The sequence below is a fragment of the Acinetobacter sp. NPDC052428 genome (assembly GCF_044547685.1).
Taxonomy (GTDB): domain Bacteria; phylum Pseudomonadota; class Gammaproteobacteria; order Pseudomonadales; family Moraxellaceae; genus Acinetobacter; species Acinetobacter lwoffii_G.
The window spans coordinates 65,570-86,307 of the sequence record NZ_JBIUAT010000007.1 but is presented as its reverse complement, the minus strand read 5'-3'; the positions used below and the strand labels follow the sequence as shown (position 1 = coordinate 86,307).

Sequence of the window (20,738 nt, the reverse complement as noted above, 5' to 3'; positions counted from 1 at the left end):
GACACATTGGTCACCTATTTTTATCCCAGCTTGATCACGCCGTTCTATTCAGCAAGCTCAATATTTTTCACTGCAATTTGGCGGGCTGCACCAAATTCAAACCGATCCGGCCAGTTACACACATCGGATACTACACATTCATGACATTTCGGTTTGCGCGCAATACACGTATAACGACCGTGTAAAATCAGCCAGTGATGTGAATCAATGATAAATTCCTTGGGAATGACTTTGACCAGACGGTATTCAACTTCCAGCACATTTTTGCCAACCGCTAGTCCGGTACGGTTACCTACCCGGAAAATATGGGTATCAACCGCCATGGTCGGCTGACCAAAGGCCGTATTCAGTACCACATTCGCCGTTTTACGACCTACACCCGGCAGGGCTTCTAAGTCTGCACGATTGTCCGGTACGATGCTGTTGTGCTTCTGAATCAGCATCTCGCAGGCTTTAATCACGTTGACCGCTTTCGAGTTATATAAACCAATGGTCTTGATATATTCCTTCAAGCCGTCCACACCTAGCGCATAAATGGCTTCCGGTGTATTGGCGACTGGAAAGAGTTTGTCTGTGGCTTTGTTGACGCTGACATCGGTAGCTTGAGCAGAGAGCGTGACCGCGACCAGTAATTCAAAGGGATTCGCATAATTCAGCTCAGTTTTTGGGTTAGGCCGCTGTTCACGCAGGCGTTCAAAAAAGGTCTGAATCTGCTTTTTGGTCATGTTTTTAACGAGCTTGGCCTTTGCTGTGGTCATGTTCTATCCCTGTAAAGCCTGTAATTGCTGTGTCAGTTCTTCCAGTTGGGTGCGTTTTCGGGCATCTTCACGAACCGAAAGCTGTTTTTCCAGTTTTTTAATTTGGGTACGTAGTTTTGCCAGTTCAATCGTGGTCTTGGAATCGAAAGCTACAGGTGCATTCTCTGGCTTGCTCGCGACTTCAATCACAGGAAGTTGCTCATTTAAAGCAGAGAAACGGGCAAACAGGGCAGTATCAATTTCTGCACGGACCACAGGTCCCTTACGATCGGTACGCCGTTTTTCTTCACGCTGGATGTGCGCATAGTAACGCTGACGCAGATCATCCTGTTCCGCAAGACGCTGTGCTTCAGTCGGCAAGGGTTGTTGATCTTCAACCAAATCGATGCAGTCTACCGGACAGGGGGGAATACATAACTCACAGCCCGTACATAGATCGGTCAGAATGGTGTGCATCAGTTTACCGGAACCAATAATTGCATCGACCGGGCAGGCGCTAATGCATTTGGTACAGCCAATACATTCATCTTCACGAATTACGGCTTTGATGCGCTGAGGACGACCATCGGCTTGAACTGGCCAGACACTTTCTTCAGCTTGAAGTTTAGGACGATTTAATAATGCAGCCAAAGCATCGGCAACAGGCTGTCCGCCCGGCACACATTTATTGGCATTTTCCCCCTCAGTAATCGACTGGGCATAAGGTAAACATCCGTCACGGTGACCGCAGAGTCCACATTGGGTTTGAGGGAGTAAAGCGTCAATCGATTGGACCAGAGAAATGGGCGAATTCATGTATAACCAGCGTTACTCATGGCAAGCATGAGAGAGTAAGTGAAACAAAATATGTCGATTCATTAATTTTAACATATTTTTAAACTCCTAAGTCGTGCGCAATTAAGGGTCAACTTGTGCCTTATTATTAGGCATAAATCTGAATGTAAGCCTTGATTCGATTGGCATTTCCTGACATAGAAAAAATTTTCATAATCAATATAAATATTTGTTATCAAATTAATTTTAAAGTATTTTCAAAAAAAGTATTGTAGATTAGTTACAAAAGATATTTAATATTTTGCGCCAAAATTTAACATTGATTGTAAATTTGACCAATTTTGATCCATTTTCTGCTGAGGATTAAGCGTTGAAATACAACACACTTAATGAGTTCCTAGATTACGTAAAATCACGTGATGCACATCAACCAGAATTTCTTCAAGCTGTAGAAGAAGTGATGACCAGTTTGTGGCCGTTCATTGAAAAGAACCCACAATACGCAGCACATGGTTTACTAGAACGTCTAGTTGAGCCAGAACGTGCGATCCAGTTCCGAGTTTCTTGGGTAGATGACCAAGGTCAGACTCAAGTAAACCGTGCGTTCCGCGTACAGTACAACTCAGCGATCGGTCCATTTAAAGGTGGTATGCGTTTCCACCCTTCAGTGAATCTTTCAATCCTAAAATTCTTAGGCTTTGAGCAAACATTTAAAAATGCTTTAACCACACTTCCTATGGGTGGCGGTAAAGGTGGTTCTGATTTTGACCCTAAAGGCAAATCAGAAGGCGAAATCATGCGTTTCTGCCAGGCTTTAATGATCGAGCTGTATCGTCACCTTGGTGCGAACACAGATATCCCTGCAGGTGATATTGGTGTAGGCGGTCGTGAAGTGGGCTACATGGCCGGCATGATGAAAAAATTAAGTAACGACACGGCATGTGTATTCACTGGTAAAGGTTTAACTTTCGGTGGTTCATTGGCACGTCCGGAAGCAACGGGTTACGGTACTGTGTATTTCGCTGAGGAAATGCTTAAGTCTCGTGGCGAAAGCTTCAAAGATAAAGTCGTTGCGATTTCAGGTTCTGGTAACGTTGCGCAATATGCTGCTGAAAAAGCAATGTACCTCGGTGCGAAAGTGGTTTCACTTTCTGACTCTGCCGGTACAGTTCACGTTAAAGACGGTTTCACTGAGGCGCTTCTTGCTGAAGTCATGGAACTTAAAAATGTAAAACGTGGCCGTATTTCAGAATTCGCATCTAAACATGGTTTCGAATATCTTGAAGGACAACGTCCTTGGGGTATCAAGTGTGATATCGCATTGCCATGTGCGACTCAAAACGAACTGGATGCAGACGACGCTGCTAAGCTTCTTGCAAACGGTGTAATCTGTGTAGCTGAAGGCGCGAACATGCCTTCTACACTTGAAGCGGTTGAGAAATTCGTTGAAGCGAAAATTCTTTATGCGCCAGGTAAAGCATCAAATGCAGGTGGTGTGGCAACTTCTGGTCTGGAAATGTCTCAAAACGCATTGCGTTTAGGCTGGACTTTCGAAGAAGTTGATGAGCGCTTACACGCAATCATGAAAGAAATTCACCGCAATTGCGTAAAATTCGGTACTAAGGAAGACGGTACTGTGAACTATGTAGACGGTGCAAACATTGCTGGCTTCGTAAAAGTTGCTGATGCGATGCTTGCTCAAGGCGTATTCTAAGTCTGACTTAGTCTAAGCTGAAAAAACCGGGGCTGTTGCCCCGGTTTTTTTATATCTGGTATTTTTAGCCTTAAAGAGCACCCTTAACTAATTCACGTTCAACCGCCATATCAAAAATATAGGCATATTTCGATTGATCAGCTGCCGGATGCTTAATTTCAAAACGTTTGACCCGAATAATCTGCCGTTCATTTGGTGAATGCCGAAAACCTTCAATCTGATCATAGAATAAAGTCCAGTCCTTATCGACCTGAGTTTTCAGGCCATTCTGATCATATTTCACTTCTTTGACTTGCAAGCAGCTTTGTTGGGTTACGCCGGTACATTGTTTGGTATCGGGGGAAATTTCCAGAAAAATTGTTTCAGCCTGTCCTTGGTATTTGGTTTCCGGAGTCATTTTCCCGATAAATTCATAGGTTTGACCATTTGCGGCCATCAACGTCAGGGTCGGCTTGTCAGGATCTGTGGTATTGAGCGTAAAAGGAATGTCACGCTTCTGTAAAAGTTGGCTGACAAAACGTTCCTGCTCCATCAATGCTGCATCACAGGCCATTTCAGTGCCTATAACTTCGCTGGTGGTGATGATATTGTTTTTGACTGACCAGGTCGTCCCGAGTCCATTACAGCCCGTCACGGCGCTCAGCCGGCCTTGAGCGTTGAAACTCAGTACAACGGGTCGTTCTAGTCCACGATTCAGTTCCCAGTAATAGGCTGGAAGAATCTGATCTGCATTTTTTTGTTGGATGGTGGCCACCGCAAGATCTCCAGCTCGTTGAATATCACTGGACTGACAGCCTGCAAAAGTTAAAGGCAATAATGCCAGCACAATAAATTTTAATTTCATGGACTTATAATGAAGTATATAAAGTTCAAACAATAATAATGGATGTATTGCAAAAAAATATGGATACATTTCGCAGCTTTGAGTTGCAAAATGTATCCATCATTAAGATTTTAGCGCTGAAGCAAGATTAATCGAAGCGGTAAATATCCATACCGAGTGAACCCATGGTGAAACTGCTATGTACCAGACTAAAGCGCTGACCTGTACCCATCGCAAAGAAAATCGGAGCAAAATGTTCTAACGTTGGATGATTCCGTGCCATATGCGGAATATTGGACCAGTCCAGGACCGCGTCATAATCGCTATGCGTCAGTTTATGCACCACAAAATTACGGAAGCCTGAGGCCCATTCGGGTACATCAGCAGTCGATCCATCCCAAGACAGTTCACGTAAATTATGGGTAATACTGCCCGAACCAATCAGAAGGATTTGCTGTTCACGTAAAGGTGCAAGACTTTGACCAATCTGATAAATCTCATCCGCGCTCATCGACATGGGTAAGGAAATTTCTACCACGGGAATGTTGGCATCTGGATACATATGTAGCAGCGGCATCCATACACCATGATCACGCAGACGGGTACTGTTGGCATGTGCAGAAAAGCCGGCATTGGCCAGCAAGCCTAAGACTTTCTCGGCCAATTCAGGATTTCCCGGTGCAGGGTAGCGTAATTGATAAAGTTCAGGCGGGAAACCACGAAAATCATGCCAAGTTTCTGGGCGAATTGCGCTACTGACTTCCAGCGCCTCACTTTCCCAGTGCGCAGACATCACAATAATCGCTTCCGGGCGTGGCAGATTTTCGCTCAAACGATGCAAGGCAGGACCCACTTGCTCAGGATTCAGCGCCAGCATAGGAGAGCCATGAGAAATAAATAAGCCGGGCAACGTTTGTAAGTTCATAATTCAAACCCCATCTGGAAGATGCCTTAATAATGCATGAAAATAGAAATAAGAGCAGGAGAGATTATTCAACAAAACGTTGCATATAAAGAACGCTTCAGCAAAATCATTAGCCTGCTCGGTGATAAGGATGGTTGTTATTGATGCTCATGGCACGATAAAGCTGCTCGATCAGCATGACACGTACCAGTGGATGCGGCAGGGTTAATTTGGAAAGTGACCAGTGCCATGCAGCAGCTTTACGCACGGCTTCTGAGTGACCATCCGGCCCGCCAATCGCAAGTGCTACATCATTGCCTTCCAGCATCCAGCCTTTCATGGTTTCAGCCAGTTTCTCGGTACTGAATTCGCGTCCGCCCACTTCTAATGCAATCAGAGTTTCATTTTGCTTGAGCGCATTTAAAATGCTGTCGCCCTCAATATTGCGGTATTTCAGAATATCCGCTTCAGAATCATTTTTCCCGCGCTTGGCCATCGGCAATTCAATAATCTGGGTCTGTACAAAAGGCTGAATACGCTTGAGATAATCTTCAAAACCAGTCAACACCCACGCTGGCATTTTTTGACCAATGGTCAGGATACGGATTTTCATACAGACAGATCAATAATTGGATACCTCATTATAACGATCAAACAACACGAAGTTGAGCTGGGAAACAAATTGAAATTGAAATGATAGATTTAGTGTTGCTTTAATGTCCGTAGTTCAAGTATCCGCTTGATAAAGGAATGGAATAATAATAAATGCGGAACAGTGTCATGATAAAAGGATGTTGTACTGTGCTGCTATTACTGATAGGCCTCATGGGGCCTAGTCTCTGTGCAGCCAATTCGAGCAAAAATGCTCAGGTCTCTCATCTGGAATTATTTTTTAGCCAGATCATGAGTGTCGATGAATACCGAAATTATAAAAATCTAAAAGAGCTGAATCGGGTATCTGCCTGGATCAAAGGGCAGATGCAGCGCTTTGGTATTCCATGCCAGTTTCAGGTTTATGTGGTCAATAACCTGAGTTACCGAAATGTCATCTGTAGCTTGGATACTCAAGCCAAAACCAAGATGGTGATGGGGGCACATTATGATGTCTTTAGTGCCCGAAACGGTGCTGATAATAATGCCTCAGGGGTAGCGGGTTTACTGGAAACTGCAAGATTACTGGCCCTGCAAAAATCCAAGCTCAAACATGATGTCGAATTTGCTTTCTATACGCTTGAAGAGCCGCCTTTTTTCAAGACAGAACATATGGGCAGTTATATGCATGCCAAGTCTTTAAAAAAGCAGAAGCAGAAAATTAAGGGCGTGGTGATTCTGGATTCGATTGGTTATTTTGATGAACATCAGGTGCAGAGCTATCCGGTGGGATTAAAGTGGATTTATCCACGACATGGTAACTTTATTGCCGCGATTGGGCATTTAGCCTCAACTGGCCTGACTGGAGATTATTGTGATGCCATGCAGCGTTTTAACCGTCTGGAGTGTCAACGCTTTGTTAGCCCAAGTTTTGCTCAGGATATGAATTTCTCTGGCTATCTGAATTATGCCAAATTCAACTATTCGACCATGTTGATTACCGATACTGCGAATTATCGTAATCCTTATTACAATACCGAATTGGATACTTTAGACAAGCTTGATCTGAACAAGATGACTCATGTGATTGATGGATTGGTTACGATGGCACTACAGCCATAATTCAGTTGTTTTATTCAATAACTCAATAAAAAACCCTGCCGAAGCAGGGTTTTTTATACGAAACATCAAGTCTTAATGACGCGCTGCTTTCGCTTCTTCTTTGGTTTTCACAATTGGTGCTTTAACCAAGGCTTTTGGCAAAGAGGTCAGTGCCAGCGGTAAAATCTCATCAATCGATTTTACGGCTTTAATTTCTAGACCTTCTTTGACATTTTCTGGAATTTCCGCCAGGTCACGTACGTTTTCCTGTGGAATGAATACCAGCTTGATGCCACCACGATGGGCTGCCAAAAGTTTCTCTTTCAAGCCACCGATACGCAGCGCACGACCACCCAGACTGGTTTCACCTGTCATCGCGATATCCGGACGAATCGGGATACCCGTGAAAGCAGATACTAATGCTGTAGTCAAAGCCAAACCTGCTGATGGACCATCTTTCGGTGTTGCGCCTTCAGGTAAATGCACATGCACGTCGGTTTCTTCAAAGCGCGAGGCTTCGATGCCGAGTTCATCCGCACGGGTACGCACTACAGTCATCGCAGCGGTAATCGATTCTTTCATGACATCGCCAAGAGAACCGGTGGTAATGAACTTGCCTTTACCTGGGACTGCTGCAACTTCAATAGTTAGTAATTCACCACCGACAGAAGTCCAAGCCAGACCATTTACACGGCCGATTTGTGCTTCTTCTTCCGCCATTCCATAGTCAAATTTATGTGGACCCAAGTAATCTGGAAGATTTCCTGCTGTCACTTCAACCTGAAGATTTTTAGCTTTCTTGCTAACCGCCTCTTTCACCACTTTACGTGCAATTTTTGACACTTCACGTTCAAGGTTACGAACACCGGCTTCACGTGTATAGCGGCGCACGATGTCACGAATCGCTTCTTCATGCACGGTTAATTCTTTGGCACGTAGACCATTGTTCTTGATGGCTTTAGGAACAAGGTAACGGTCCGCAATATTGACTTTCTCTTCTTCGGTATAACCCGGAAGACGAATCACTTCCATACGGTCAAGCAGGGCCTCAGGAATATTCATGCTGTTCGCGGTACAGATAAACATTACTTCAGACAGGTCCAGATCTAGATCCAGATAGTGATCGCTGAACTTATTGTTCTGTGATGGATCAAGTACTTCAAGCATCGCGGAAGCCGGATCGCCACGGTAGTCTTGCGCCATCTTGTCGATTTCATCGAGCAGGAACAACGGGTTTTTTACACCCACTTTAGTCAATGACTGTACGATTTTACCTGGCATCGCACCGATATAGGTACGACGGTGACCGCGAATTTCAGCTTCGTCACGCACGCCGCCCAGCGCCATACGCACGAACTCACGACCAGTTGCTTTGGCAATTGATTCGCCGAGTGAAGTTTTACCAACACCTGGAGGACCAACCAAACACAGAATCGGACCACGCAATTTTTTCACACGAGACTGAACTGCCAGATATTCCACAATGCGATCTTTGACATCGTCCAGACCATAGTGGTCTGCATCCAGAATTTCCTGTGCTTTGTTCAGGTTAATGCTGACTTTGCTGGCTTTATTCCACGGTGTATCTAGAATCACTTCCAGATAGTTGCGTACCACAGCAGCTTCACTCGAAGCAGGCTGCATCGCTTTCAGCTTGCGGAACTCGTTTTCAGCTTTCTTGCGTACATGCTCAGGCAAATCTGCTTCAGCAAGACGTTTTTCAATTTCAGCGACATCATCTTCCGCGCCGCCGTTCATATCAGAAAGCTCGCGCTGAATGACTTTCATTTTTTCATTCAGGAAGTATTCGCGCTGGTTCTTTTCCATCTGACGTTTAACAGAATCATGCAGGGTTTGCTCAATCTGTTGTTCTTCAGACTGTTGCAATAGATAAGTCATCAATTCAGTCAAATGTGCTTCGAATTCGTCATGTTCCAGGAATTTCTGTTTGACATCAATATTCAATGGAACACGGGTTGCGACGAAGAACAATAACTGTAATAGATCTTCAATTTTGTTGGCTGCGGTGATCAGTTCACGCGCATTACGAAGTTTCGCTTCTGCATATTGAGCGAAAAGCGCACGCAATTCCTGCAAGCGCACAGCTTGGGTGTCTGCATCGACGCTCACCGTCATTGGGCTGAGTTCATGCTCTGCTGTCAGATACTCAGTTTCGTCAATGATGGTTTTCAGCTTGGCACGGTGCAGGCCTTCGATCAGGACTTTAATACAGTTTTCATCATTTTCGTGATTCACAACTTGCACAATCTTCGCGACAGTACCGTATTGATATAAATTGTCGTGATCAATTTCTTCTGTAAGCGAATCTTTTTGCGCAACTACAAATACTAGATTGTCACTGTTACGAGCCACATCAACTGCATTGATCGATTTTTCACGACCGACAAACAGCGCAATTTGCATATGCGGATAAACCACCACATCACGCAGCGCCAAAAGGGGTAGTACACTTGGAACCTGAGGCTCTAAGGTTTCTTGATTCATAATAATTTCAGACATGAGCACTCCTAATGAGTGACAACGGTGTTGCCATGCTTTTAATAGTGATGGGTAATTTTAAAAATACAAGGGCAGTTAAGATTAAATTGTATGAAAAATGACTAATTATGTGATTTTAAAGTAGTTAGCAAGGATAAAATTGCAAAATTAACGTTTGAACTTTATAAATATTGTCGGGGTGATTAAAGCATCAAGGGGTTGATCCCATGTTTCACGTTTTAACGGCTGTGCCAGCAGTTGAAAGTCATGCGCCAGCCCCAGACGGAATGGACGCCCAGGTGCAGAAGCCAAGGTACGATCATAAAAACCGCCGCCCATACCAATCCGTGTGCCCGAAGTATCACAGGCCAATAGTGGCATGAGCAATAAATCCAGTTTGGAAACATGTACACCACGGGTGCTCATGGGCTCTCGCATACCCAGCCGATGATGGGCAAAGCGCTTGTTATGGTATTGGTGCTGGGTGATCCGGATCCAGACCAGCTGCTGATTCATGTCGCAAATCGCTGGTAGATACACCTGTTTGCCCAGTTTAAAGCAGCGTTCAATAATCGCCTGGGTCTGAATCTCCCCAAAAGCATGCAAATACAGGCCAATACGTTGGGCATGAATAAATTCTGGACTGCGGATCAGACGGTTTAGAACTTTTTGTGCGGATTGCCTTTGCTCAAATTTAGAGAGATGACGACGCGTTTTACGAAGGTATCTTCTTAATTCCTGAATGGTCATAGGGCAAAAAGCATATGCAACAAATTTGTGCTCTAGTCTAAGTGGGAATTCTGGAAAAGTAAAAAATAATTGTAAGCTGCAATTTTATATTATTCCGTATCTGCTGATTTAAATTTAGCTAATTTGTCACCAGTTTCAAAGTTAAAAAACAGTTGCATCACTGGTTGTTAAAATGTGTTGAAACGGTCAATTTATTTTTTTTGATTCACGATTTTCCAAGCAATCAATTGTTCAGTGACAAACTCTGGAAATGCATGAGTTTAAGCACTTTGAAACAGCTTTCGATCAATAAAAATACAATTCTAAAGTAGGTTTATTCTGTTTTTGGTGAAAGATAGACAAGGGATCATATAACTATTCTCGACCGATATATGGGACACATTGGACTTAGGCAGAACGCGTAAGACCTAAATCAATGGAGATTGAAGATGATGAATATTGCGAAGAACACCGTCTGCCTTTGGTACGATGACGATGCCGAAGGTGCAGCACGATTTTATGCAGAAACCTTTCCAGACTCCTCAGTTGGCGCGATCAATCTTGCACCCGGAGATTATCCCTCCGGAAAAGAAGGCGATGTTATCACCGTTGAATTTACGGTGATGGGCGTTGCCTGCATTGGACTGAATGGTGGCCCTGACTTTCAACACAATGAAGCATTTTCATTTCAGGTGGCGACTGAAGACCAAGAAGAAACAGACCGTTACTGGAATGCCATTATTGGCAATGGTGGTCAGGAAAGTGAGTGTGGATGGTGTAAAGACAAGTGGGGCATTTCCTGGCAGATTACGCCAGTGGTCCTCATCAACGCCTGTAACAGTCTTGACTGCGCTGCGGCCAAGCGCGCATTTAATGCGATGATGACCATGAAAAAAATTGACATCTCCGTGATCGAAGCGGCATTTCATGGTTAAGCGCCAAAGATATTGTCTTTCATTCGAGTTGATATTGCTGTGTAGCGCAATTTCACTGCAATAGTTAAATCTTCTCCTTTCTTTTTATCAACTCAAATTATCCCTCAACTCTATAAGGATCCGTTACAAAAATTTCAGATCAATCCAACTTGATTTGAACCTAAATCCAATTTCTTCATGATGATTCAAGGAGAATGTGCCATGAATTTTCCTCAATTACTGTTTATGGCGGGATGGGTCGCCCTGTCTGCACCTGCCGCTTTAGCCGTTGAACCGCCCATGTCGGGCAAAGCTAGCTCAGGTGCAGCTTCCTCTGCCGCCGATAAGAAAGCCATCGCGAGTGCCATGACTGCTGCACCTAAGAAAGTAGCCGCTGCGGCCACGATTGTCGCTGTCGGTACAGATGGCAAAATGCGTACCTTGCGCAAGGGCAATAATGGTTTTACCTGTATGCCGGATAATCCGACCACGCCAGGTCCAGATCCGATGTGCATGGATCAGGCCGCTCTAGAATGGGCAGAAGCCTGGATGGGACATAACCCCCCACAGTCGGGAAAGTAGGCTTTATGTATATGCTAGCAGGCGGTACGGATGCCAGTAATGTCGATCCCTATGCCAAGAAGCCTAGTGCGGGCAATCATTGGGTTAAAACGGGTCCCCATGTCATGATCGTCGGTGCTGAAGCTCGTTTCTATGATATGTATCCTAAGCATACGCAACCCGATACCGCTGTGCCCTATGTCATGTGGTCTGGGATGCCTTATCAGCACTTAATGATTCCTGTGAAGTAATGAATTACGACAACGACGAATGCACGCTGATTCAAATCCTTCAATTCGGGTATTTAATACACTCAATTTTTATTGCTACCCTAAGCTTTAAATAGAATAGTTCACTTAAAAGCTCATCAACAGATGGGCTTTTATATGAGTATTGCAAAAGTTGAAATGATGCAGATCATGCAATATGAGTTCCAGAATAATTTTTGCACTGAATTGAAAACAGGCTGAACCAAAAACAACCATCCAACGGAATCACCCCTAATTTATATATTTTAAATTTTATTAAATTATTGAAAATAAAATAAAAATTAAACTGGCATAAGTTCTGCATAACTGTATTCAAACTTGGATACAAGATTGGACGCAGAATGCTTTATCAGAAAATGATCGGCTGGACAGTCCTAAAATGGCGCGATGCCGATCAACCAAAACAGCTTCAACTGAATCATCTTGCTCAACGCACTACCCATGTTGAAGTGGGTGAACTTGTCTGGATTTCGGTTGCGACTGCTGCACCTCTTCAAGCAAAAATCGATGCATTTAAAAAAGCTGTATTTGCAGACGGTATGCATCAAAGGCTACGACAGAGAGCAGCGAACATAGTCGGTAGCGGGTTTATATACAGCAGCTGAATCAGAAAAAAACGAAATCGATCCATTCAGCAGATTCAAAAAATAGAGAGAATAAAAGGGGACTCACATGTTTAAAACTGTACTGATTGCAAATCGCGGCGAAATTGCCGTTCGTGCCATTCGCACATTAAAAAAAATGGGCGTAACCAGTATAGCTGTCTATTCAGAAACGGACCGTTACGCACAGCATGTGATTAATGCAGATATTGCAGTGTCCTTAGAAGGCACCAAACCGAGTGATACCTATTTAAGTATCGAAAAACTGATTGCCGCAGCCAAACAAAATGGCGCAGAAGCAATTTTCCCAGGTTATGGTTTTCTGTCAGAAAGTGCCGATTTTGCCCGTGCCTGCGAAGAAAATAATATTGCCTTTATGGGGCCAACAGCTGAACAGATTTTAGAGTTTGGTTTAAAACATCGTGCCCGTGAACTTGCTGCAGCTGCCAATGTACCCATGACTCCCGGTACAGGTCTGCTAAATAGTCTGGACGAAGCTTTGGCAGAAGCTGAAAAAATTGGTTATCCAATTATGCTAAAAAGCACAGCAGGCGGTGGCGGAATTGGCTTGACCCGTTGTGATGATGCAGAAGCACTTCAGGAGGCGTATGAAAGTGTAAAACGTCTGGGCGAGCAGTTCTTTAAGGATGCAGGGGTGTTTCTGGAACGCTTTATCGATAAAGCCCGTCATGTCGAAGTTCAGATTTTTGGAGATGGACAGGGACAGGTAGTGGCTTTGGGGGAACGCGATTGTTCATTACAGCGCCGTAATCAGAAGGTCGTGGAAGAAACACCAGCGGCACAGTTACCTGAAGCAACCCGTCAAAAATTGTATCAGGCGGCAGTTGAACTGGGCAAATCGGTGGAATATCGCAGTGCCGGTACGGTTGAGTTTATTTACGATGCAGCACGTGACGAGTTTTATTTCCTTGAAGTGAATACCCGTTTGCAGGTGGAGCATCCGGTGACTGAAATGGTGACCGGTTTAGACCTGATTGAATGCATGTTGAAAGTTGCAGCAGGTGATACTCTGGATTGGAAGCATCTAAGCAGTATTCAGCCTCAAGGTGCAGCGATTGAAGTACGCATCTATGCCGAAGATCCAGTTAAGAATTTCCAGCCGAGTCCAGGGATTTTGACCGATGTCTTTTTCCCGGAAAATGTCCGGGTTGATACCTGGGTGAGTACCGGAACTGAAATTTCCCAATACTTTGACCCGATGATTGCCAAGATTATTGTGCATGCTGAAAATCGTGATACTGCCATTCATACGCTTAAATCAGCTTTAGCTGAAACTCGCCTGAATGGTATTAGTACCAATCTGGATTATGTGCATACTGTTATTTCAGATCCACGTTTTGAACAGATGCAGATCTGGACACGCATGCTGGATGATTTCAAATATGTGCCGAATGTGATTGAGGTGATTCAGCCGGGTACACAAAGTTCGATTCAGGATTATCCGGGTCGTGTCGGGTATTGGGATATTGGTGTACCGCCTTCAGGCCCAATGGATGATTATGCCTTCCGGCTGGCCAATAAAATTGTTGGGAATGTCGAGGCCGCCGCCGGGTTTGAATTTACCCTGCAAGGTCCAATCCTCAAATTTCATGCAGAAAATATCATTGCTTTAACTGGCGCACCTTGTCCGGTAAGTCTGGATGATGAAGCAGTAAATTTCTGGCAGCCTATTCAGGTAAAAGCAGGCCAAACCCTAAAAATTGGACAGGTTGAATCTGGATGCCGGACCTACCTGGCTGTACGAAATGGTCTGAATGTGCCGGAATATCTGGGTAGCCGTTCTACCTTTGCTTTAGGTAATTTTGGTGGACATGCAGGCCGAGTGTTACGGGCTGGTGACATGATTAAGATGGTGAATCCTGAGCTGCCGGCCGATGGTCTACCTTTAGCGATTGCAGAACCTGAAGTTTTGGCAACAGATCTGATTCCAAGTTATGGCAAGGAATGGAAAATTGGTGTGCTCTATGGTCCGCATGGCGCTCCTGATTTCTTTAAAGCTGAATATATTAAGGAGTTTTTTGCATCAAGCTGGAAAGTGCATTTTAACTCGAACCGATTGGGTATCCGTTTAACCGGACCGACGCCAAGCTGGGCGCGTGAAAATGGCGGTGAAGCGGGTCTGCATCCATCCAATGTACATGACTGTGAATATGCCATTGGTGCGATTAACTTTACCGGTGATTTCCCCGTAATTCTTGCCAAAGATGGTCCGAGCCTGGGTGGCTTTGTCTGTCCGGTGACCATTGCCAAAGCTGAACTCTGGAAAATTGGTCAACTGAAAGCCGATGACACGATTAGCTTCTATCCAATTTCGGTAGAACAGGCCAATGCGCTGGAGCGGCAGCAAATTCAAACCCTCCAAAACTTTGCCAAGGCAGAGATGCCCTACGAGGCTGAAGTCGTGGCAGTTCAAGCAGAAAGTATTCTGGCATTGCGTGAAGCTACACCAGATGCACCAAAAGCTGTATATCGTCAGGCAGGTGACAGTTATATCTTGCTGGAATACGGTGATAACGTACTGGATTTGGCCCTACGCCTGCGCGTACACCGCTTGATGCAACTGATCCGTGAAGCTGATCTTGACGGTATCCTGGAATTATCACCTGGTGTGCGATCCTTGCAGATTAAATATGATGGTCTGCGTTTGAGCCAGCAGCAACTGATTCACTTCCTGCTTGGTCTTGAAGAACAGATGGGTGATTTACGTGACATTAAAATACCTTCAAGAATTATCCATTTACCCATGGCCTTTGAGGACCCAGCGACTCTGGGTGCGGTTGAGCGTTATCAGGAAAGTGTCTGTGCCAAGGCCCCATGGCTACCGAATAATGTCGATTTTATTCAGCGAATTAATGGTCTAAACACTCGTCAGCAAGTTAAAGACATTATTTTTGATGCCAATTATCTAGTTTTGGGGCTAGGAGATGTGTATCTGACTGCACCTTGTGCAGTGCCCATTGATCCGCGCCACCGTTTACTGAGTTCCAAATATAATCCGGCCCGTACTTTTACCGCTGAAGGTACAGTCGGGATTGGTGGCATGTATATGTGTATTTATGGCATGGACTCACCGGGTGGCTATCAGTTGATTGGCCGTACCGTACCGATCTGGAATAAGTTTAAAAAGAACAAGCAGTTTGGCGATCAGCAATGGTTCTTACGCTTTTTTGACCAGATTAAATATTATGAGGTCACTGAGGCCGAACTGGATCAGTTCCGTGCTGATTTCGCCCATGGTCTGGCAGAAATCAAAATTGAGGAATGCGAGTTTGACTTTGCAGCATATCAGGATTTCCTTGCTGCAGAACAGGACAGTATTGCTGCTTTTAAAGCGCAGCAGCAGGCTGCTTTTAGTGCCGAGGTAGAACGCTGGAAAGACGAGTTTGATGCACCTGTAGAAATAGAAGTGCTGCAGGATGACACCGATTACAGCCAGTATGTCCCTCTCAACGCCTCTATGACCGGCAATATCTGGAAGATTTTTGTAGAAGCGGGGCAGATTGTGAAAAAAGGCGACACGGTGGCCATCATTGAAGCCATGAAAATGGAACTGCCGGTCTATGCTGACGATGATGGTATCGTTAAAGCGATTATCTGCCGTTCTGGTCAGACCGTGCATAGTGGTGAGCCACTGGTCTATATGGAGTAATGGAGTGAGCCATGACTATTGTTCGCAATCCAAGTACTAAAGCGACCGGAAAAAGCTCAGACAATCTGTCTGAGCTGGTTCTCCAGAAAATTAAAAATGATATTTTTGACTTTAAACTGATGCCGGGAGAGCGGTTTACCGAATCGGAAATTGCTGAAAGCTATGCCGTCAGCCGTACACCTATTCAGCAAGCTTTGTATCGTTTGCAGCAGGAAGGCTATGTGGACGTTCAGTTTAGAAGTGCCTGGAAGGTCCGGCCACTAAACTTTAAAGCTTATGAAGAACTGTATGATCTGCGAATTTTGATGGAATGTTATGCAGTCGAACAACTGTGTCAGATGCCCAAAGACCAGTTGAAAGCTGCTCTAGAAATTTTGATTCAAACCTGGTGTATCAAACCAGAACAGTATGTCTATGACCTCAGGCAGTTATCTGCACAAGATGAAGCATTTCATTGTCATTTGGTATTTGCAGCCGGCAATGCAGAAATAGCAAAAATTCACAGTGAGATCAGCGAGAAAATTCGGATCATACGTCGTCTGGATTTTTCCAAGGATTATCGGGTTACAGCGACCTATGCCGAGCATCAACAAATTTTAAGGGGATTACTTGCACAAGATGCAGCGTTCTGTCTCTCTATATTAGATGCCCATATCAGGCACAGTCGTAATGAGGTGAAAAAAATTACGCTAGAAATGTTGTCGTGTTGTCCTGGGTAAGTTAGTCAGGATAAATTTATTTTTATAGCAAGATAAATATCAGACCTAACTCAAAATTGATAACCAATTCATAACCAGAAAAAACAAGAACCCGCTAGTGACATCTCAAATTGTTTTTTAAAGTAAGTCGAGGATGATAATAACAAGAGATAAAAATGCTTCATCAGCCTATTCAATTTTTACTTACGGGTGCTAGCTGTGCACTTCTCCTAACCATGACTGGATGTGCCATGCCTTCCAAGTCGCCTATCAATGACAGTTATGGTTCCCAGCCACATTTGCCCAAACCAAAATCAAGCTTGCTGCCTACGGTCAATATTGCACCTGCTAAAGGTTGGCCTGAAGGTAAAATGCCGACACCAGCGACAGGTTTAAAAGTTCAGGCCTTTGCCAAAGGACTGCGACATCCGCGCTGGCTATATGTATTGCCGAATGGTGATGTACTGGTGGCCGAAACCGATGCACCGCCTAAGCCCGATGATAGTAAAGGGATCAAAGGGAAAATCATGAAATGGGTAATGCAGCGTGCCGGGTCATCGCATCCTAGTGCCAACCGCATCAGTCTACTTCGGGATAGCAATGGAGATGGGGTGGCTGAACAAAAAACCGTATTTTTACAGAATCTCAATTCTCCATTTGGCATGGCGCTGGTCGGTAATATGTTGTATGTGGCGAATACTGATGCCCTGATACGTTTTCCTTATCAGAACGGTGTGACTCAAATTACAGCAGCCGGCACCAAGGTACTGGATTTACCGGCAGGTCGTTTAAATCATCACTGGACTAAAAATGCCCTTGCTAATCCTGCCGGCAGCAAACTCTATATCACGGTGGGTTCCAACAGCAATGTCGCTGAAAATGGCCTGGATCAAGAACAAGGCCGGGCACTGATCATGGAATTTGACATAGCTAGTGCTCAAGCACGACCTTTTGCTACCGGACTGCGTAATCCGAATGGTATGGATTGGCAACCCCAGAGTGGCGCACTCTGGACGGTGGTAAATGAACGTGATGAACTCGGCAATGATCTGGTTCCTGATTATCTGACCTCTGTCAAAGAGGGCGCTTTTTATGGATGGCCCTATAGTTATTATGGCCAACATGTAGATACACGGGTCAAACCGCAAAATCCTGCCCAGGTTGTGCGGGCAATTTCACCGGATTATGCATTGGGCAATCATACTGCATCATTGGGCTTGGCTTTCTATAGGGCAGATCTGATGCCTCAATATCGAAATGGGGCGCTGATTGGCCAGCATGGTTCATGGAACCGCAAACCGCATAGTGGCTATAAAGTGATTTTTGTTCCCTTTCAGAATGGGCAACCGATGGGCCCACCTCAAGATGTCTTGACTGGATTTTTAAGTGATCAGGGCGATGCATATGGGCGACCGGTCGGTGTGGCGGTAGATTCTTCAGGTGCCATTTTGGTTGCTGATGATGTCGGTGATGTGATTTGGCGAGTATCACCCTTGAGTACACTAGCTGCAGTAAGTAAATAAAGGTCTAGGGATTCAAGATTTTATTCAGATTTGAATCTATGGAAAGTAAAAGTTAAAGCAAAGACTGTTTCATTCAAACGTCAATATTTTGATTGAAAATATGCAAAGGTTAGCGGATTTGAAATAATTTTTAAGCTTCATTTAAGCTGGCTGAATTAGGCTTTCAGGATATTTTTACGCGGGATTACAGCATGTACAGAGATTCTGCTGATCCCATTAAAAATATCTAAATCTTAGTACCAGTTTTAAGTGCCTATAAAAACTGGATATAAAAATTTAAAACATGGCAAAAGAGGGTTTTAAAAATGAAATCAATTATTGCATTTATCTTCCCTTGGTCATTATTTATGACCCTTCATCGACCAGTCGAAGCGACAGTGTGCTTAATGCTTCAAATTTCGATTTTAGGCTGGATTCCTGCTGCAATCTGGGCGATGCATATTTTATATCGAGATAAAATTGCCTAAAAAATAGGGGAGTGAGTTACCAAAAACTTTTTCATCTTTATTTAACTTAAAGCAATTTAGATTTCTTTTTTTAATTTAAAAGAGTTCATTTTCATGCAAGATGATTATTACATCAATAAAATGAATCTGGAAGAATGTTCGAGAGAAAGACTATAAAATTAAAATAAGAGGAAATTCAGGAAAAATTATAATTATATTTTGAAAAAGAAATTGAAGTACTCCGAAGATGCCGCTGCATGTGTCGTTACCCTGAACCCGATGAGTTCAAGGAGGATGCGACGTATACTTGCTGGGTTTCCCATACGGAGATGGGCATACACTCTAAATATACAGAACACACCCATAAGTGTTAGTATCGGCAGGGGAATAGACCCGCTGGCGAACACCTCAGAGTTAAGTTAATTATAAACAATAATCCCGGTGTGGCAACTCTATGCTGTTCATGAACTGTAAACAGTTCGGTCGAATGTCCGAAGTTTAAACAGAATTCGAGATTATTCAGTCAGTTCTTCAACTTCTTCTAAAATAGTTTGTAACAAACGCTCGCAATGCGCATATTGTTGCAGTGATCTGTTCATATTCAAGACCTCCTGCATCAGCTCAAGTGCTACCATAATAATCAGCTTACTCGGTTCCATGCGTGGTGCTTTACGGCGAAATTCATCATATTTGTCATTCAATAACTGTGCCGCACGTTCTAATTCTTCCTGCTTGTCAGGAGTAGAGGCCAAACGGAAACTATGCCCCAATACTCTGAGATCAATTGCAATTTGTTCACTCATGATGAGGCTTCCTCAGTCGCTTCAGTCGGATGGGCCAGTTGTTGAATTTCCTGTGCATGATGATCCTGCGCAGTACCGAGAATCGCTAGACGTTGAATAATCGCTTCAACCTTGGCTTTGGCATTTTCATTTTTCTGGGTTAAGCGTTCAGATTCCTGAGTCAGACGCTGAATTTCCTGCTGAGCATGACGCTGTTCAAGGATCATCTTTTCCTTAACTATGCGCAGCTCATTGCGTTCAGCCAGAATTTCCTGAAAACGGTTTTTTAGGTCGGTACAGCTTTTTTCCAGACGGCCATAACGGTCTGCCAGTGCAGTTGCATCATTATTGAGCAGTTGAAATTGGGCACGAGAATCCGTCAATTGTTCTGTCAGATTTTCATTTTCTTGTTGTTTTTGCGCAATCACGCTATTTTTTTGTTCAATTTGCTGTTGATGTTGCATCATTGAAGAGTCTTGCTCTTCGCGCAAACTGGAATTTTCACTTTCAAGCCGTGCAAGTCGCGTTTTTAACACGCCGATCTGCACTTGTAGACGCTGTAATTCTTCTAACATATCGAGGTCGCACAGTGTTGCAAACAAAGGTAATATATAAGCAGTATAAAGATTGGATAAACGAATGCAAGACGATATTTCAGGTTGGACCGAATGGCACCGCAATTTTTCTTCAATTGAGGAAATTTCTAGCCCTAGCGAACTACATGGTTTGCTCACGGGCATTGTGTGTGTCACCCAGGCGCCAAGCAGTGAAGAGTGGTTACAGATTTTAGAAACACTGGATGTACCTGAACTGGATGCCGAAGCATTAGAGTTGTTGACGGGCGAAGCTGAAGATGTGTTCCATGCATTGTCTGAAGATGAGCTGGATTATTTACCTTTGCTGCCTGATGATGAGCATGTGCTTTCAGAACGCGTACAGGCTCTGGCGGACTGGTGTGCAGGCGTGGTCTTAGGTTTCGGACTGGCTTCAGGACATATCCGTCAGGATGAAGTTGAGCTGATTGAACATTTACAAGATGTAGCCGCAGTTGAATTTGAAGACTCAGACGATGATGCTGAAGGTGAAGAAAGCTATCAGGAATTGTACGAATTTGTGCGTCTGATTCCTGTCAGTCTGTCTTTAGGGCGTAAAAAGGTCGAAGTTGAAGAAACGCCACTCTTACAGCAATTTAGTCAAAAAAATCAGCCTAAAGTCGCTACTACAGAAGCGCAAAGTGTAGTCGAGATTTTCTCGCCTAAACGTCTAAGCTGATGAAATGCTGAGGTGAGTCATCACCTGCTTGAAATCAGGCATATATTTTGCTGTTTACAGTGAAATCTATAGTCTGATTTCAAGACTATATTCTAAATACAAGTATTG

Annotated in this window: 20 protein-coding genes and 1 other RNA gene; 11 read left to right on the top strand and 10 right to left on the bottom strand. The window is 44.1% G+C overall.

The annotated features are described in order from the left end of the window. Positions 1–44: 44 nt before the first annotated feature. Positions 45–758, bottom strand: coding sequence for an endonuclease III (gene nth / locus ACIG3F_RS06790; RefSeq protein WP_396469665.1), 714 nt, complete (start codon positions 756–758; stop codon positions 45–47). Between the two features lie 3 nt (positions 759–761). Next, a complete protein-coding gene (locus ACIG3F_RS06785; RefSeq protein ID WP_005104626.1) occupies positions 762–1,553 on the bottom strand; it encodes an RnfABCDGE type electron transport complex subunit B in 792 nt (263 codons plus the stop codon). A gap of 349 nt (positions 1,554–1,902) precedes the next feature. On the opposite strand from ACIG3F_RS06785, the gene gdhA reads away from it, so the two are divergent. Then, on the top strand, positions 1,903–3,246 hold the full coding sequence (gene gdhA / locus ACIG3F_RS06780) for an NADP-specific glutamate dehydrogenase (RefSeq protein WP_005262305.1): 1,344 nt from the start codon (positions 1,903–1,905) through the stop codon (positions 3,244–3,246). Between the two features lie 70 nt (positions 3,247–3,316). On the opposite strand, the gene ACIG3F_RS06775 is transcribed toward gdhA, so the two are convergent. The 3 genes from ACIG3F_RS06775 to rlmH all read right to left on the bottom strand — a co-directional run bounded on the left by ACIG3F_RS06775 (position 3,317) and on the right by rlmH (position 5,586). Then, positions 3,317–4,090, bottom strand: a complete 774-nt coding sequence (locus ACIG3F_RS06775) for an META and DUF4377 domain-containing protein (protein ID WP_219309842.1) — start codon at positions 4,088–4,090, stop codon at positions 3,317–3,319. 127 nt (positions 4,091–4,217) lie between these two features. Continuing rightward, complete coding sequence (locus tag ACIG3F_RS06770) at positions 4,218–4,994, bottom strand: DODA-type extradiol aromatic ring-opening family dioxygenase (RefSeq protein WP_396469664.1); 777 nt, start codon at positions 4,992–4,994, stop codon at positions 4,218–4,220. 109 nt (positions 4,995–5,103) lie between these two features. Continuing rightward, on the bottom strand, positions 5,104–5,586 hold the full coding sequence (gene rlmH, locus ACIG3F_RS06765) for a 23S rRNA (pseudouridine(1915)-N(3))-methyltransferase RlmH (protein ID WP_213687025.1): 483 nt from the start codon (positions 5,584–5,586) through the stop codon (positions 5,104–5,106). Positions 5,587–5,753: 167 nt separating this feature from the next. Here rlmH and ACIG3F_RS06760 point away from each other — a divergent pair, with 167 nt between their 5' ends. Continuing rightward, a complete protein-coding gene (locus ACIG3F_RS06760) occupies positions 5,754–6,686 on the top strand; it encodes a M28 family peptidase (protein ID WP_004646336.1) in 933 nt (310 codons plus the stop codon). A 72-nt stretch (positions 6,687–6,758) separates the two neighbouring features. On the opposite strand, the gene lon is transcribed toward ACIG3F_RS06760, so the two are convergent. Next, complete coding sequence (gene lon, locus ACIG3F_RS06755) at positions 6,759–9,185, bottom strand: endopeptidase La (protein ID WP_044111574.1); 2,427 nt, start codon at positions 9,183–9,185, stop codon at positions 6,759–6,761. 147 nt (positions 9,186–9,332) lie between these two features. After that, complete coding sequence (locus ACIG3F_RS06750) at positions 9,333–9,914, bottom strand: 5-formyltetrahydrofolate cyclo-ligase (protein ID WP_305177493.1); 582 nt, start codon at positions 9,912–9,914, stop codon at positions 9,333–9,335. 431 nt (positions 9,915–10,345) lie between these two features. Between ACIG3F_RS06750 and ACIG3F_RS06745 the strand changes: the two genes are divergently transcribed. The 8 genes from ACIG3F_RS06745 (at position 10,346) to ACIG3F_RS06710 (ending at position 18,597) form a co-directional block, all read left to right on the top strand. Further along, the gene (locus tag ACIG3F_RS06745) at positions 10,346–10,828 is read left to right on the top strand and encodes a VOC family protein (RefSeq protein WP_396469672.1); all 483 of its coding nucleotides are present in this window, start codon (positions 10,346–10,348) and stop codon (positions 10,826–10,828) included. A 201-nt stretch (positions 10,829–11,029) separates the two neighbouring features. Then, entirely contained in the window at positions 11,030–11,389 is a 360-nt protein-coding gene (locus ACIG3F_RS06740; protein WP_396469663.1) for a hypothetical protein, read from the top strand. 5 nt (positions 11,390–11,394) lie between these two features. After that, positions 11,395–11,619, top strand: coding sequence for a hypothetical protein (locus tag ACIG3F_RS06735; RefSeq protein WP_396469662.1), 225 nt, complete (start codon positions 11,395–11,397; stop codon positions 11,617–11,619). A gap of 359 nt (positions 11,620–11,978) precedes the next feature. Beyond that, complete coding sequence (locus tag ACIG3F_RS06730) at positions 11,979–12,242, top strand: hypothetical protein (RefSeq protein WP_396469661.1); 264 nt, start codon at positions 11,979–11,981, stop codon at positions 12,240–12,242. A 67-nt stretch (positions 12,243–12,309) separates the two neighbouring features. Then, positions 12,310–15,909: an urea carboxylase gene (uca, locus tag ACIG3F_RS06725; RefSeq protein ID WP_396469660.1), complete on the top strand. Its 3,600-nt coding sequence runs from the start codon at positions 12,310–12,312 to the stop codon at positions 15,907–15,909. A gap of 11 nt (positions 15,910–15,920) precedes the next feature. Further along, a complete protein-coding gene (locus ACIG3F_RS06720; RefSeq protein ID WP_396469659.1) occupies positions 15,921–16,628 on the top strand; it encodes a GntR family transcriptional regulator in 708 nt (235 codons plus the stop codon). A 215-nt stretch (positions 16,629–16,843) separates the two neighbouring features. Continuing rightward, the gene (locus tag ACIG3F_RS06715) at positions 16,844–18,130 is read left to right on the top strand and encodes a PQQ-dependent sugar dehydrogenase (RefSeq protein ID WP_396469671.1); all 1,287 of its coding nucleotides are present in this window, start codon (positions 16,844–16,846) and stop codon (positions 18,128–18,130) included. Between the two features lie 305 nt (positions 18,131–18,435). Then, positions 18,436–18,597 carry a YqaE/Pmp3 family membrane protein gene (locus ACIG3F_RS06710; protein ID WP_004279504.1) on the top strand — a complete coding sequence of 54 codons (162 nt, stop codon included), beginning with the start codon at positions 18,436–18,438 and terminating at the stop codon, positions 18,595–18,597. A gap of 213 nt (positions 18,598–18,810) precedes the next feature. Here ACIG3F_RS06710 and ssrS read toward each other — a convergent pair. The 3 genes from ssrS to ACIG3F_RS06695 all read right to left on the bottom strand — a co-directional run bounded on the left by ssrS (position 18,811) and on the right by ACIG3F_RS06695 (position 19,933). After that, positions 18,811–18,994, bottom strand: a non-coding RNA gene (gene ssrS / locus ACIG3F_RS06705) — 6S RNA. A 97-nt stretch (positions 18,995–19,091) separates the two neighbouring features. Further along, entirely contained in the window at positions 19,092–19,379 is a 288-nt protein-coding gene (locus ACIG3F_RS06700) for a cell division protein ZapA (protein WP_004279505.1), read from the bottom strand. Continuing rightward, positions 19,376–19,933: a hypothetical protein gene (locus ACIG3F_RS06695; RefSeq protein ID WP_005107471.1), complete on the bottom strand. Its 558-nt coding sequence runs from the start codon at positions 19,931–19,933 to the stop codon at positions 19,376–19,378. The genes ACIG3F_RS06700 and ACIG3F_RS06695 overlap by 4 nt, the downstream gene beginning before the upstream one ends. 64 nt (positions 19,934–19,997) lie before the next feature. Here ACIG3F_RS06695 and ACIG3F_RS06690 point away from each other — a divergent pair, with 64 nt between their 5' ends. Further along, positions 19,998–20,630 (top strand): UPF0149 family protein, encoded by a 633-nt coding sequence (locus ACIG3F_RS06690; protein WP_005246896.1) that lies wholly within the window; start codon positions 19,998–20,000, stop codon positions 20,628–20,630. Positions 20,631–20,738: the final 108 nt, after the last annotated feature.